A 14783-nucleotide genomic window follows, 5' to 3' on the forward strand; every position below is an offset into this window, starting at 1 on the left:
GCCCCAGCCGCTGCGAGCCTAACAGCGCCCGCGCCGATGACCAATCAAAAGCCCGGCCGGCGCTCGCACGCGGCTCCCGACCATCGGAACTTCGAGTCAGGGTCGCCACGACCGTTCAGCCAGCGGCCAGCGCTGCAATCCTTGTGATAGCGGGCGTTGTCGCGTCGGCGCGGGGCGCGTTCAGCTGGCAGCAGCGCATTGCTGACCCCGCCTACACGTCCACGCTGGCTCAGTGGTCCCCACCCAAGAGTGAGGAGGAAGGACCATGCGGATCATCCAGACCACGACGCTGCTGCTCGCCCTGACCGCCGCCGGCGCCGCCGCCGCGGCCGATGCGCCCAAGACCAAGGGCCTGACAGAACCCCAGGTGCGCCAGTTGCTGGCCGACAAGGGCTACACCAAGGTGGACGATATCGACTTCGAGGACGGCATGTGGGAGGCCGATGCCACCAGCGCCAACGGCAATCGCACGGACGTGCGGGTGGACCCGGCCAGTGGCCGCGTCTTCGCCGATGCCCAGGTCTCCAATCTCAGCGAGAACGATATCAAGGCCAAGCTCGCCGCCGCCGGTTACGCCAAGATCCATGACGTCGATTTCGACGACGGCATGTGGCAGGCCGAAGCCGAACGCGCCGACGGCAAGCAGGTCGAGATCCACCTGAGCCCGGACGACGGCGCCATCCTGCACGTGGAGAACGACTGAATCTCGGGCCGGCGCGCTCGTCACGCCGGCCTGTCATGCCTTGCTTTACGAGCCGCCCGGGTCACCTGGGCGGCTCTGTTTTTGGTTTTTTGCGGCTAACCCCGCATTTTTTTCGTGCTTCGTGTCCTAAAAATCCTGCAAATGGGGTTACGTTCTGGAGAAGCTGGGTTCCCCCGTCCAGCAGGCGTCCAGGATCGACATGCGCATTGCCCGCACCACGGCCTCCAGGCGCCGGCGCGCCCGACACGGCCTGGTCACGCTGTTGCTGGCCGTTTGCCTGGTGGCCTGCGCCGATTCGCAGCCCGAGGCCGCCGTCACCGCACCGGCGGCGCGCACACCGGCACCGCGTCAGATCGCCTCGACCCCCTGCGAGCTGATCACCCGGGACGAGCTGCGCAAGGTGTTCCCGCTGGCCGAAGGTGCCAGGCAGGAACAGCACGATGCCTTCGGCATCGCGTCATGCGAGTGGAATGGCGAGTTCGGACGGCTGTTGGTGCAGCAATGGCCGTCCAAGGGCCACACGCCGCGTCAAGAAGTGCGTGACCTGGCGCGGGGTTTCACCGATGGCAGTGAGCCGGACCTGGACCGCGTCCGCCTGGTCCCGGTCGAGGGCATGGGGCACTACGCCACCGCCGTGGTCGAGCGTCGGGACCCGGACCGCGGCGTGCTGGCCGACATGGCGGTGCTGTCGATCTCGCGCGATGGCAAGACCCTGGTCTTTCTGACCGACGGCCTGGACGAGTTCGAGCGCGACGAGGCGCTCAAGCGCCTGTCCCTGCTGGGGGGCTACGCCTACCAGCGGCTGTAGTCGCGCACCGAACGGCTTACTTATGCCGACAGAACCTCCAGCGTCTGCGCCAGGGTTACTGACGCACCGGGCGCCACGCTCACGACGTCACGGCCCGCATTGGCCGCCTCCACGCACAGGAAATCAGGCCAGGCCTGGGGCGGAACATCGGTGAAGCCCTGCACGCCCTCCTGCCCCGGGTTCCACACCACCACCGCGGCGCTGCCGGTGGTGGACAGGCGCAGGCGGCGCCCGAGCACCGGATCGACGATGAGGTAGCGTCCGCCTGCGTCGTGGTAGACGCGGTCGCTGCGCCCGGGATCACGCGGATCGGCCAGCGTCCAGTCGCCGTCCTGGGTGAACACGCGGCCGGTGAACTTGTCGGTGTAGTCCAGCCCGGCCAGGCCTTCGACGCCGACCTGGCGCACATCGCCCACCTGGAAGTAGCTATGCAGCGCCTGGGTGATGCGCACGGGCTCGGCACCGGGGTTGTGGGTCACCAGCGCCTGTTGCAGGCCGGCACCGAAGACCAGCAGCTGCTCCAGCCGCAGCGGCGTGCGCGGATCGGCCGGGAGCGAGAGCCGCACATGCACGTTGCCATCGCCGTCCTCGCGCGATTCCTCCAGCGTCCATGGTTGGGTGCGGGCGAAGCCATGCTGGACGGCGTCGGCCGGCTGGTTCTCCTTGGCGAAGTAGGGCCAGCACACCGGGATACCGCCGCGGATGGCCTTGGGCGCACCGACCGCCGTCGGCGAGACCCACAACGTCTCCTGCCCCCCCGCCGGCACGAACGACAGCAGCTGGCCCCCATGCAGCGACAGCCGGGCGGTGCACAGCGGCGATTCGATCTCCAGCACGGGCAGGCCGCGCAGCGTGGTCTCGGTCAGGGCGTGGGTCATGGTGGCTCGCGAACGAAAGCGGGCCGCCAGTCTAGCCAGACGCCCGTGGGGTCGCCGTGGGAGCGCGTCTTACCCAACCTTCTGCAGCCTGGTCGGATCCCTCACCGGGCGGGCCTTCGCAGTGCGTCTGAGCCTGCGCGCGTCGATCGCGTTGACCTGCGCGCTCATCGCCCCAGCCCGTGACTCAGTCGACTTCGCCGTCCAGGTAGAACCAGTGCCCGTCCTCGCGCACGAAGCGGCTGTGCTCATGCATGCGCTGGGCAGAGCCGCCCCCGATGCGCAGGCGTGCGGTGAATGCCACCTCGGCGGTGTCCGGCCCGGTGACGGTGTGCGATTCGACCTTCAGCCCAAGCCAGGCGGTGCGTCGCCCGGGGGCATCGTCCAGGGACAAGGTCTCCGGGCGCGTGGAAGCATGCCAGCTGGCCAGCAGATACCCGGCATCACCCAGCACATAAGCGCTGTAGCGCGAGCGCATCAGGGCCGCGGCGTCGGCCGCCGGGGTACCGGCATGCAGCGGGCCACAGCAGCGGGCGTAGGGAAGGCCCGTATCGCACGGACAGATCTTGGGGAGAGTGGATGTCCGCATGGCGTCAGCCCGCCGCGCCGCTGAGGTGTTCGTAGAGGATCGCCGCGCCCACCAGGATCAGGATCACGCCGCCGGCCAGCTCCGCGCGGCGGCCGATCATCGCCCCGAGCGCCCGCCCGGCCATCACCCCGAGGGTGACCATGGTGAAGGTGCAGGCGCCGATGACCCCGGCCACCACGAAGATCGGCACGTTGACGAAGGCCAGGCCGACGCCGACGGCCATCGCATCGATGCTGGTGGCCAGGCCGGTCAGGGCGAGGGTGACCAGGTTGCCGTGCCGGTCGGCGGACGCCTCGGCCTCGTCGGCTTCATCGTCCTCGGTCAGCGCCTTCCAGATCATGTGCGCGCCCAGCGCGCCCAGCAGGACGAAGGCGATCCAGTGGTCGTAAGCCTTGACGTAGCTGGAGGCCGCCGAGCCGATCAGCCAGCCGATGACCGGGGTGATGGCCTCGACCACGCCGAAGATCAGGCCCACGCGCAGCGCCTGGGCGAGCGTGGGCTTGGCCATGGCCGCGCCCTTGCCCAGGGCCGCGGCGAACGCATCGGTGGACATGGCCAGGCCGAGCAGGAGGATGGAAATCGGATTCATCGGATGAAGTCACCACGGCCGGAAACGTGGACGAACGAACAAACCCCACGCGCCGGCCATCTGCCGCGTCGGGCTGCTCGTTGGTCTTGCCAACCTGGTGTGGTTGCAGCCGCCATGGCCTTTTGAAGCCAAGCATGTTGACGGCTGCGCTCTGGCCGCGATGCGGGCCGAGCTGGCTACTCCCCAAGGAGATCCCGCGACACGGCACTGGGCCGCGAGCGGGGCGCGCAGTATACACAGGCAACGTCCGCAACTGGACCGGCGACCACGCGGGCAAGGGGCCAGGCAGCCCGTGCATCTGCGCTCAGAGCATGCGCCGCAGGACGTTGTCGCGGCGGAACAGCGCGTGATACAGCGCGGCCACGATGTGCAGCCCGATCACCCAGTAAAAGGCCGTGCCCAGCCAGACGTGCACCGACTTCAGCGTGTCGGACAGGGCTTTGTGTTCGGTGGGAAGCCCCGGGATGCGCAGGCCGCCAGGCAGGCCGACACCCCCGCCGTCGACGATGCCCGAGACCAGGCCCAGCAGCGGCTGGACGATGATGAAGGCGTAGAGCAGCACGTGGGTGACCTGGCTGGCGCGGTGCATCCAGTGGGGCGGCGGCGGCTGGATTGGCGGGGCATGCGTGCCCAGGCGCGAGACTAGCCGCGGCAGGGCCACCAGCAGCACCGCCAGCCCGAACAGGAAGTGCGACTGCATCACCAGCGTGCGCTCGGGGGTCCCGCGCTCCAGAAAGCCACGGGCGTTGATGGTCGCGTAGGCGCCGGCGATCAGCAGCGCGGTCACCCAGTGGAAGACGCGCGCGCGCCGGCTGTAGCGCGCGGGGATCACTTCGGTCATGACGAGCCTGTGCCAATCGCGGAAACGCGATCCTAGCCCGGGCAAGGTCGGAGTGCCGTCAGCGCTTGCCGCCGACCTCGATGAAGCGCAGGAACTCGGCGCGGGTGCGTGCGTCATCGCGGAACGCGCCCAGCATCTTGGAGGTGACCATGCTGACCCCGCGCTTGTGCACACCACGGGTGGTCATGCACTCATGCGCGCCCTCCACCACCACGCCCACCCCGCGCGGCGCCAGGACGTCCTGGATGCACTGGGCGATCTGCGCGGTCATCTTCTCCTGCACCTGGAAGCGCCGCGCGAAGGCATCGACCACGCGCGCCAGCTTGCTGATGCCCACCACCTTGCCATCGGGCAGGTAACCCACGTGGACCTTGCCGATGATCGGCGCCATGTGGTGCTCGCAGTGGCTTTCGTACTCGATGTCGCGCAGCACGATCAGCTCGTCGTAGCCGGCCACTTCCTCGAAGGTGCGGGCCAGATAGTCGTGCGGATCCTCGCGATATCCGCTGAACCAGTCCCCATAGGCCTTGGCCACGCGCTTGGGCGTGTCCAGCAGGCCTTCGCGCGCGGGATCCTCGCCCGCCCAGCGCAACAGCGTGCGCACGGCGTCCTCGGCCTGGTCGCGGCTGACGCCGCCGCGGATGTTGTCGGAATCGCTCATGGCCGCAGACCTTGTCCGGGACAGCTGGAAGGGGCCGGCATCGTACCGGACTGCCCCGCGCGCGTCAGCGCGGGGCGTACGGAACACTGCAGGCCGCTTCAGGAGGACGCCGGGACCACGAACACCGGGTTGGTGTAGAACCACAGGTCCTGCCAGGGGTCTTCGCCGGGCACATCCGGTGCCGGTATGCGTTCGGGGGTGCTGCTGCCACGGGCGCGCACGAAGGCGCCGCCCGCCGGCACCGGTAGCGTCCACTCGGCCACGATCCAGTCGCCCTCGCGCCGCCAGTCCTGCTCGCCGAACACGCGGCTGCGCATGCGTGGCCCCTCGGCACCGGGCGTGCCCACGATCAGCTCCACATGATCCAAAGGCGGACGCTGGCCATGGGCGTTGACGCCGGCGGGCCGATGCGTGCGCAGGCGGACCTGCATCGGCGCGCCGGCCGACAGCGCCACCTGCCCGCCCAGCTGCGCCACGGCACGGCCGTCCGGTGTGCCCACCTGCAGCGACAGCGCATCGACCAGATCCCCGGTGACGGTGAACACCCGTCCCTGGCGCAGGCCGTCCATCAGGTCCTGCGACGTGTGTCGCGCCCACACGTAGGTCTTGCTGTACTGGCCCGGGTCGAACTCCTCACCGCCATCGCGCACGTTGACGTGTGAGTCGGAGTTGGCTGTGATCCACAGGCGCGTGCCGCTGGCCAGCAGCTGGTCCCACACCCCGCCCACCACGGCGACCATCTGGTCGAAGCCACCCAGCGTGGGCGCCGGGGCGTTGCGATACAGCCCGCGATGCTGCGCGGAGGCCTGGTGCCCAGGCGCACCCTCCATCCCCACCAGCACCCGCGGCGCGGCCGCATGCCAGGCCTGCAATTCGGCCGGGGTGACATCGCCCCAGCGCCCCATGCCGGTGGCGGTGCGTGAGGGGTGGTTGATGATCATCAACGGCGTGGGCGAGAGCTGGCGCATGTAGGCCAACCCCTCCAGCATGCGCTGCGGCCGGTCGTCACGCGGATCTTCGGGAAAGGCGTCACCCCGGCTGTAGCGCCGCTCGATCTCATACAACTGGCCACGTTCGTCCGCGCCGGGCGCGATGATCAGCGAGGCGTGCTCGCCCGCCGGCACGTTGAACTCCATGCCATGAAACTGGACCAGTTCCGGCACCGCCTGGCGCGCCTGCTGCAGCGCCGGCCAGGCCTGGTCGCGATCCACCGCGGCATGTCCAGGACCGCCATGGTCGGTGTGCACCATCCACGTCAGCCCGTAGGCATGGGCCGCCTGCGCATTGCGGGTGCGTGTGTAGTGCGAGTCGCCACCACGCACGGGCGTGGGCGGGTTGGTGCTGCGGTCCCAGTCCACGCTCCACTCGCTATGGACGTGGTGATCGCCGGGCTGCCACTGGCGTCCGGCGTCGGGGTCGTCCGCGGCCTGGGCCGATCCTGCGGTGAACAGCAGGCCCAGCAGCACCGGCCGCAGCGCATGTCGATAAAAGAGCATCAGCGTTTCCTTTGAGCATCACCTCCGCGCGGGAAGGCACGGCGCCCCCGCACGGAGATAAGGGACGGCAATGCAATGGCCGCACGCGGCACCACCGCATCGCCCACGGCGCCCGATCAGAAGTCGGCGCGGATGCCCAGGCTGATGCGCCGACCGGACAGCTCGTACATCGTCGGGAACGCCGGATCCATCGTGTAGCCGGTGGTCGCCTCGTCGGTCAGGTTGATGCCCTTGAGGGTCAGCTTGACCACATCGTTGATGCGATAGCCGATGGACACGTCCACCTGGCCGTAGGCGTCGCGCCAGATCGGGTAGAGGTTGTAGCCGATGGACTCGACGTAGGCGCTCTTGTGGTTGTAGGACACGCGCGCGTCGAAGCGGTCGTTCTCGAAGTAGGCGGTGAAGTTGTAGACCTTGTCGGCCAGGCCCGGCATGGGCGTCTTGATGCCCAGGTCCGACTCACCGGCCAGCGAGCTGTCGAGCATGGTGTAGTTGGCATTGATGCCGAAGCCCTCCAGCGCCGGGTGGAGCATGCCCAGCGGCAGCTGCGCCACCAGCTCCCAGCCGTCGACCTCATAGCTGCCTTCGGCATTGACCGGCTGGTAGACGTCGAAGTCGTACACGCCGTTGACCGTCCCGTTGGCGTTGTAGACGGTCACATCCGGCACCGTGCCGGTCAGCGCGCTGATCACCACCCCGTCGATCTTCTTGTAGAAATACGAGGCCGCCAGCAGGCCGCCGTTGTCCAGGTACTTCTCCAGGCCCACCTCCCATTGCTTGGCATAGGTCGGCTGAAGGTCCGGATTGCCGTCGGTGAAGCGATAGGAGCTCCAGCTAGCCGTGCGCTTGTAGGCGATGTCCGACAGCGCCGGGCGCATCATCGTCTTGGAGGCGGCCGCGCGCAGCAGCAGGTCGGGCACCAGCTCGGCGGTCGCGTTCAAGCTGGGCAACCAGCGCTGGTAATCGCCATCCTGGGAGACCGGAGCATCGGAATAGCCGGTGCTGCCGTCCGGGTTCTGGATCGGGTGATAGCCGTAGGAGGTCACCTGGGTATCGACGTAGCGCGTGCCGGCGTTGATCGTGACCGGCACCGTGCCCACGTCGAAAGCCAGGTCGGCCATGGCGTACAGCGCGCTGGCGGTCTCGTCCACGCGGTAGTACTGCCCTTCGTCGAACGGCGTATAGAAGCCGTCATAGCGGAACAGGTCACGCGCATCGTCATTGGAGATCATCATCCAGTCCAGCCCCTTGAGGCTGTAGCCGCCGCCCGGAACGATGTCGCCGATGGGCTGCAACGGACTGTCGGCCAGGGTGCGCGTGCCCACCCACGCGCTGCTGCCGGCCGTGGGGCCGGTGATCTTCAGTTCGCCGTAGCGGCGTTCCTTGGACTTGTCGGTATAGCGGCCGCCAAACTGCAGCGCGCGCAGGGCGGGGAAGAAGCCCAGGTCCAGCGACTTGCGGAAGTTCAGCTGCGCGGCGTACTTGTCATCGGAGATCTTCTCCAGCGAGGTCTCGTAGGCCTCGAACAGGTAGCGCTCCGGCGCGTTGTACATGTCGATGGTGTTGGGGTCGTCGCTGGGAATGGTCTCGCCGCTGTGGCCGGTCCAGCGCGTGCGCGAGGGCGCATAGGCCACGTGCTTGAGGTTGGCGTAGTCCAGCGACTTGTCCGCGCCGGAGTAGCCGGCCATGGCATCCAGCTGCCAGGTGTCGCCCTTCCAGTCCAGGTTGAGGCTGTACTGGCTGTAGTCGGTCTTGTTGGTCCGCTCCTTGCTCAGGAACTCGTGCTGGGTGGCGGTGTAGGCCACGTCGCGCAGCACCACCAGTCCATCATCGGCCAGGGTGTCGGCGTCGTAATCGTAGATCCGCTGCAGCGTGCTCTTGCTGGAGGCCGAGTAGGCCGCAGCGTCGTACTCGTCCTCGTGGGTGTCGTAGCTGCCCAGCATCGCGTCGAAGGTCAGGCTGAAGTCCTGGCTGGGCTTGTACTGCAGCGAGGCGGTGGCCCCCCACTTGTCCTGCTCGTTGAGATACACCCGATCGCCGACCTTGTCCTGGAACACCAGGCGGTCGGTGACGTCGGTGTCCTTCGGGTCGCTGACCACGATGCCGGCATCGCGCGCCAGCACGTCCACGGCCTGGCTGCTGCGTGTCCCCGACGCACCCAGGAAGCGCGTCAGCGGGCGGAAGTTGATGCCCGAGGTCGAGTCGGTGCGATTGGTGCGCTTGGCCGAGGCGAAGGACACCAACGCGCCCCAGTCGCCCCAGGTCTCGCTGGCCAGAAAGGCGAACTTGGGATCGGTCTTTTCCGAGATCGAGTTGTAGGCGCCCTCGGCCGAGGCCACCAGCTTGCGGTCGGGATAGTCGAACGGGCGCGCGGTACTGATGTCAACCGAGCCGGCGATGCCGCCCTCCTCGTCGGCGGCGGTCGGGGACTTCTTCACCGTGACCTGCTGGATGATCTCCGAAGCGAACATGTCGAACTCCACGTCGCGCCCGCCGCTGCCCGAGGCGGTGGCCAAGTTGTTGATCGACACGTGGGTGTACTCGGTGGGCAGGCCGCGCACGCTGACCTTGGTGCCCAGGCCCTTGTTGCGCTCGATCGCCACGCCAGGCATGCGCTGCAGCGCCTCGGCCAGGTTCTGCTCGGGAAAGTCGGCCACGTCGGTGGCCACGATCGAATCGGAGAAGCCGATGTTGGCGCGCTTGAGGTCCACCGCCTGTTCCAGGCTGCGGCTGTAGCTGCCGGTGACCTGCACCCCGTCCAGGTCCTGCAGGCGGGCGCTGACCAGCGAGGCCTCCTGCGGGCCGGGACCGCCAGTGGCCGCGCCGATGCCGGTCGCGGCCTGCGGCGCGGCGGCATTGGCCTCGATGGTCACCGTCCCGGCATTGAGATAGCGGTAGCGCAGCCCGGTGCCCTGCAGCAGGCGCTTGAGCGCGTCCTCGGCACTGAGCCCGGCGGGGATCGCCACGGTGCGTGGGTTGCCCGCCGCGGCGCTGTCGTAGACAAACTGCAGCCCGGTCTGCTGCGACAGCGCATTGAGCGCATGGTCCAGCGACTGGGCGGGCATGGCCTGCGTGGCAGGCGCGGCCTGTTGGGCGGTAGCGACCAGGGGATTGAGGGCCAGGGCGATGGAGAGGAACAGGGTGCGACGCATCATGGGAATCCGGTGGTGGGGTCGGAGGTGGCCGTGCGTGACACCGCGTGTCCGCACCTGCCACGACTACGACGGCCTTCGACCTGGATCGGGTACCGGTTTGCCCATGAATTTTTTTTGACACGCGCCGCACGCCAGCGCGTGGGCATGCTCAGCGGCGTGTCGCCGTCGGTGCGGCCGTGCGGCTGGCGATGTGCACGGCATCCGTGGCCTGGCGCAGTTGCAGCGTCGGCTGGTCCTTGAGGAAGGCACGCAGCGAGGCCAGGTCGTCGCCCTGCAGGTTGCCGGTCAGGCGCAGCGCGCCGGCGCGTGCATCGTCCACCTGCAGCTGCGTGGTGTTGAGGCGGTTGAACTGCGCGATGACCTCGCGCAGCGGCGTATCGCGGAACACGACGCGGCGCTGCCACCAGGCAGTCATCGTGTCGACATCCTCCTGGGTCACACTCACCACGCGGTCGCCCAATCCAATGCGTGCGCGCTGCCCCATGCCCAGGTCGGCCAGCATGCGCCCATGGCCCGCATGGTCGATCACGCGCACGCGTCCCTCGATCACGTCCACCCGCGTGTGCCCGGGCAGGACCGACACATCGAAGGTGGTGCCGATGTCGCGCACCTCCATGCCATCGACCTGGACGGTGAACGGGCGCCGGTCTGAGGCCACTTCGAAGCTGGCCTGCCCTCGCTCGAGCCGAACCTCACGCGAGAACCAACCCACGCGCGCGGACAGCGTGCTGCTGGCATTGAGGTGCACGACCGTGTGATCGGGCAAGGTGAAGCGCCGTGTCGCCCCATGGCCGGCGACGTAGTGCGTGGTCCGCGGCATCGCGGTCCAGAGCACTGCGCCGGCGCATGCCACCACCAGCATCGCCGCGGCAAGGCGCGGCCAGCGTCGGCGTGGCGCCGCACCACGCGCAGGGCGTGCCTGCGCGGGTCCGCGTCGCTGTGGCAGCGTCACCACGTTGTCGGCTCCGGCGGACGGGCTGCCGCCAGCCAGCAGGGCATCCAGGTCGAGGTCCATGTCGCGCAGCACCTCGCCCAGTTCACCGGCCACGCGCGAGACCGCCAGGTATTCGCGCAGGTGCATGGGCGAGGCCAGCAGCCAGTCCATGAAGCGCGCCTGCTGGGCCTGGTCCAGGCCGCCGGCACGCTGCACGGCATGCCAGTGCGCGGCTTCGCGGGTGGCCGCGCCGGGCAGGGACTGCACCGCGCTCATGCCGGCACCCGATCGGCCAACGCCCGGCGACACACCGACAGCCCCCGGGTCACGTGCTTCTTGACCATGTGCGCCGACACCCCCATCCGCTCGGCGATCTGCTTGTAGCTCAGGCCGTCGCGGTACTGCATGACCAGCACGGCACGGGTGTGTTCGGGCAAGGTGCCAAGCAGTTCCTGCAGGCGTTGGTGGCGCTGCGCGCGCTCGGCGGCATCTTCCACGGCCTCCCCTCCCTCCAGACCGCCGGACAGCTGCTCGAACTCCTCGATCGGCACGTGCGGCCGGCGCCGGCGCACGGCCTGCTCGCGCGCCAGGTTGAGCGCGACGGTGAACAGATAGGCCTCCGGGTTGGCGATCGCCGCCCCGGGCTGCTGGTGCGCGCGCAGCAGGCGCAGGTAGGTTTCCTGCACCAGGTCGTCGGCGTCCTCATGTGCACCCCGGCGCACGAAGAAGCCGCGCAGCACCGGTTGCTGCTCGGCGAACATCCGCGCCAGTCCCCGCTTCGCCGGCTCGCCCAACCCGCTCCCCTTGCCGCCCCTGTGAACCGGGCAAGGTAGGCCGGAGCGATGACACGTCGATGACGTGGGGGCGGGGGCACATCCTCCCGCATTGCCTGGCTACGCGGCCAGGGCAAGAACGCACGCGCCGGCCGCATCCACCCGCTGGCGCGCCGCCACCAGCACGCCGGACATCGCGAACACCGCCAGGCCTGCAGGCTCCGTAGCGCATTAAGGCCAAGGCGTTTCCCAGGCAAATCGCTTCGGTGTTTAGATAGGAGCCCCACGAACCACCGGTTGTCCCATGCCCATCTCCAGCGCCGAACAGCTCCGTTTCCAGCTTTCCGCCGGGCTGATCCCGGTGGCGCGGCAGTGGCAGAAGGTGGTGGACAACGCGTTGGCCGGCCAGGGCATCTCCAATGCCATGACCACGCCGCTGCTGATGATCGGCCGCGCTGGGGGCGGCCTCCGCCAGGTCGAACTGGCCCAGTTGATCGGGGTGGAGGGCCCCTCGCTGGTGCGGATCCTGGACAAGCTGGCCGCCGCCGGTCTGGTCGAGCGCCAGTGCGATGCCAGCGACCGGCGCGCCAACCTGCTGTGGCTCACCGCCGAGGGCGAGGCCCTGCGCGAGCAGCTGGAGCGACAGCTGACCGCATTGCGCAAGGCCACCTTCGGGCAACTGTCGGCGCAGGAGATTGAGGTGATCCTGCGTTTCTATCGGATCGTGGAAGAAGCTGCAAAATCCGCCTGATCGGCCCGCCCGGCATGGCCTGACTGCCTTGACGGGCTTCCTCTGCCTGCACCCATCACGCCACCCTCGTCCGTGCTCCGGAGGTCGGGCGCCGACCCGCTCGTCTTGCCTCGGCTCTGCGCCTGCCCGGCCTTGGCGCGGAAGGTCCGCGACAACGCGGCCTCGCGATCGTCGCCGACCTCCGCGGCCAATCGTTTGAGCGCAAAGCCATCGCGCAGGCCTGGCTGAATCAGGGCGAGCGGCCAGCCCTGCAGGGTCTGGCCCGACGCGCGCCCCATCTCTGGCCAGGTCGTAGTGCTCCGACGGTGCACACCTCCTACCCGCCCGGCCACGACCCACCCGCGCGGCGGCTTCCGCGCCCATGGCCGCCTGCCTAGACTGCGGACGGTGGGACGCGCCGCAATCCCACCCACGCGGGATCGCGTTTGGCGGTGGCGTCCTTCTCCCACAGGTGTCCTCGCATGCATCCAGCCCGCCCGTCCTGCCTGCGCCGCTGCGCGCTCGCGCTGCGCCATGTGCTCGCCATCGGCCTGCTCGCCCTGGCCACCCCCGCACTGGCCGCCGGAGCGGGCGAGCATGGCGAAATCCTGTGGGACACCTACGGCGTACCGCACATCTACGGCATGACCGAAGCCGACGTGTTCTATGGCTTTGGCTGGTCGCAGGTACGCAGCCACGCCAACATCGTCCTGCATCTCTACGGAGAGGCCCGCGGCCGCGCCGCCGAATACTGGGGTGCGCAGTACGCCGACCAGGATCGCTGGATGATCAGCAACGATGTCTACCCCCGCGCGCGGATCTGGTACGACCAGCAGACCCCGCAGTTCAAGCAGGACCTGGACGCCTTCGCGCGCGGCATGACCGAAGCCGCGCGCACGCATCCCGAAGGCATCGATCCCTCCCTGATGCAGGTCTTGCCGATCACCGGCGTGGACGTGGTGGCCCACGCCGAGCGCCTGATGAACTACATCTACATCGCCAACGAGAAGAACGTGCTGGGCGATGCCCCGCCGCCGGACACCAAGGGCCGTGACGGCTCCAACGCCTGGGCCCTGATGCCCAGGCGCACCAAAGACGGCCACACCATGCTGCTGGCCAACCCACATCTGCCATGGGCACCAGGCTTTTTCACCTATTACGAGGCGCACCTCAACGGGCCGGGCATCGACCTCTACGGCGCCACCCAGATCGGACTGCCGATCATTCGCTTCGCCTTCAACAACGACCTGGGCTTCACCAACACGGTCAACACCCTGCTGGGGTCGACCACCTACAAGCTCACGCCCAAGGGCGAGGGTTACCTGTTCGACGGCAAGGTGCTGCCGTTCAAGGTCAGCGACAGGCAGATGCGGGTGCGCCAGCCCGACGGCTCGCTCAAGACCGTGCGCTTCCAGGTCAAGCACACCGTGCACGGTCCGGTGTTCGAGCGGCACGACGGCACCTTGGTGGCGCTGCGCGTGGCCGGGCTGGACCGCCCCGGCATGCTCAAGCAGTACTGGGACATGGGCATGGCGCACACCTTCAAACAGTTCCTGGCCGCGGTGGAGCAGGTCCAGGTGCCGAAGTTCAACATCGTCTACGGCGATCGCGAAGGCAATGTCATGTACCTGGACAACGGCATCTTGCCGCGCCACAAGTCCGGCGACCTGGCGTTCTGGGAGGGCCTGGTGCCGGGCGATACCTCGGACACGCTGTGGGACGAGGCCGACATCCACACCTTCAGGGAGCTGCCCAAGGTCATCAACCCGGCCGGCGGCTTCGTGCAGAACACCAACGACCCGCCGTGGGTCTCGACCTGGCCGCGCGTGCTGGACCCAAAGGACTATCCGTCCTACGTCGCCCCGGTCGGCCCGATGTCGTTGCGCTCGCAGACCTCGGTCCTGTCGATGGCCGGCGATGAAAAGCTGTCCTTCGATGACTTCATCGCGCGCAAGCGCTCGGTGCATTCGCTGGCCGCCGACCGCTTGCTGCCGGCGTTGCTGGCGCAGGCCAAGGGCAGCCCCGATCCGGATATCCTCCGCGCCGCCGACGTGCTGTCCCGATGGGACCGCAACTTCGAGGCCGACAGCCGTGGGGCGCTGCTGTTCGAGGAGTGGGGTCGCCTGTTCACCGGCGACTACAAGTTCACCTCCCAGCAGGGCTACAGGACGCCGTGGACGCTGGACGATCCGCTGGCCACGCCGAACGGCCTGAAGGATCCGGCCCTGGCGCTGCAGCAGCTCAGGCAGGCCGTGGGCATCACCGAGCAGCGCTACGGCAGCATCGACCTTGCGTATGGCGAGGTCTCGCGCTTCCACATCGGCGAGGTCGACCTGCCCGGCCGCGGCGGCTTCGGCAACCTGGGCGTGTTCGGCGTGATCACCTGGGACCCGATCAAGGACGGCGAGCGCCTGCCGCAGCACGGCGAGACCTGGGTGTCGATGGTCGAGTTCAGCACCCCGCTCAAAGCCCGCGGCCTGATGAGCTACGGCAATTCCACCATGCCGGGCACTCCGCACAACAACGACCAGCTCGGCCTGCTGGCCAAGGGCGAGTACCGCACCCTGTGGACCACGCGCGAGCAGGTCGACGCGCACGTCGAATCGGTCGACCACTACTGAGTCAACGC

Annotated in this window: 14 protein-coding genes; 4 read left to right on the forward strand and 10 right to left on the reverse strand. The window is 68.6% G+C overall.

Going from position 1 to position 14783, the window contains the following annotated elements; all coding sequences use genetic code 11:
• Positions 1–265: 265 nt before the first annotated feature.
• Together ACORQU_RS06800 and ACORQU_RS06805 are read left to right on the forward strand one after the other, a co-directional pair.
• Entirely contained in the window at positions 266–703 is a 438-nt protein-coding gene (locus tag ACORQU_RS06800; protein WP_271648105.1) for a PepSY domain-containing protein, read from the forward strand.
• A 199-nt stretch (positions 704–902) separates the two neighbouring features.
• Positions 903–1511 carry a hypothetical protein gene (locus ACORQU_RS06805; RefSeq protein ID WP_271648104.1) on the forward strand — a complete coding sequence of 203 codons (609 nt, stop codon included), beginning with the start codon at positions 903–905 and terminating at the stop codon, positions 1509–1511.
• A 20-nt stretch (positions 1512–1531) separates the two neighbouring features.
• Here the strand turns inward: ACORQU_RS06805 and ACORQU_RS06810 are convergent, their stop codons facing one another.
• The 10 genes from ACORQU_RS06810 to ACORQU_RS06855 form a co-directional block, all read right to left on the reverse strand.
• Positions 1532–2389, reverse strand: a complete 858-nt coding sequence (locus tag ACORQU_RS06810) for a D-hexose-6-phosphate mutarotase (protein WP_491644075.1) — start codon at positions 2387–2389, stop codon at positions 1532–1534.
• 184 nt (positions 2390–2573) lie between these two features.
• Positions 2574–2975 carry a YchJ family protein gene (locus ACORQU_RS06815; RefSeq protein ID WP_491644077.1) on the reverse strand — a complete coding sequence of 134 codons (402 nt, stop codon included), beginning with the start codon at positions 2973–2975 and terminating at the stop codon, positions 2574–2576.
• A 4-nt stretch (positions 2976–2979) separates the two neighbouring features.
• Positions 2980–3564: a manganese efflux pump MntP gene (locus ACORQU_RS06820; RefSeq protein WP_271648101.1), complete on the reverse strand. Its 585-nt coding sequence runs from the start codon at positions 3562–3564 to the stop codon at positions 2980–2982.
• Positions 3565–3868: 304 nt separating this feature from the next.
• Entirely contained in the window at positions 3869–4405 is a 537-nt protein-coding gene (locus ACORQU_RS06825; protein WP_491644079.1) for a cytochrome b, read from the reverse strand.
• Positions 4406–4463: 58 nt separating this feature from the next.
• Positions 4464–5066, reverse strand: a complete 603-nt coding sequence (gene folE, locus ACORQU_RS06830) for a GTP cyclohydrolase I FolE (RefSeq protein ID WP_271648099.1) — start codon at positions 5064–5066, stop codon at positions 4464–4466.
• 98 nt (positions 5067–5164) lie between these two features.
• On the reverse strand, positions 5165–6562 hold the full coding sequence (locus ACORQU_RS06835; RefSeq protein WP_491644081.1) for a CehA/McbA family metallohydrolase domain-containing protein: 1398 nt from the start codon (positions 6560–6562) through the stop codon (positions 5165–5167).
• A gap of 116 nt (positions 6563–6678) precedes the next feature.
• A complete protein-coding gene (locus ACORQU_RS06840; protein WP_491644082.1) occupies positions 6679–9717 on the reverse strand; it encodes a TonB-dependent receptor in 3039 nt (1012 codons plus the stop codon).
• Positions 9718–9865: 148 nt separating this feature from the next.
• The gene (locus tag ACORQU_RS06845; protein ID WP_491644993.1) at positions 9866–10918 is read right to left on the reverse strand and encodes a FecR family protein; all 1053 of its coding nucleotides are present in this window, start codon (positions 10916–10918) and stop codon (positions 9866–9868) included.
• 5 nt (positions 10919–10923) lie between these two features.
• Complete coding sequence (locus ACORQU_RS06850; protein WP_491644084.1) at positions 10924–11445, reverse strand: RNA polymerase sigma factor; 522 nt, start codon at positions 11443–11445, stop codon at positions 10924–10926.
• A 99-nt stretch (positions 11446–11544) separates the two neighbouring features.
• On the reverse strand, positions 11545–11628 hold the full coding sequence (locus tag ACORQU_RS06855; RefSeq protein ID WP_491644995.1) for a hypothetical protein: 84 nt from the start codon (positions 11626–11628) through the stop codon (positions 11545–11547).
• Between the two features lie 100 nt (positions 11629–11728).
• Here ACORQU_RS06855 and ACORQU_RS06860 point away from each other — a divergent pair, with 100 nt between their 5' ends.
• The gene (locus ACORQU_RS06860) at positions 11729–12175 is read left to right on the forward strand and encodes a MarR family winged helix-turn-helix transcriptional regulator (protein ID WP_491644085.1); all 447 of its coding nucleotides are present in this window, start codon (positions 11729–11731) and stop codon (positions 12173–12175) included.
• Positions 12176–12636: 461 nt separating this feature from the next.
• Positions 12637–14775, forward strand: coding sequence for a penicillin acylase family protein (locus tag ACORQU_RS06865; protein ID WP_491644087.1), 2139 nt, complete (start codon positions 12637–12639; stop codon positions 14773–14775).
• The last annotated feature ends 8 nt before the right edge of the window (positions 14776–14783 follow it).

The organism is Pseudoxanthomonas sp. JC1303 (assembly GCF_058448525.1).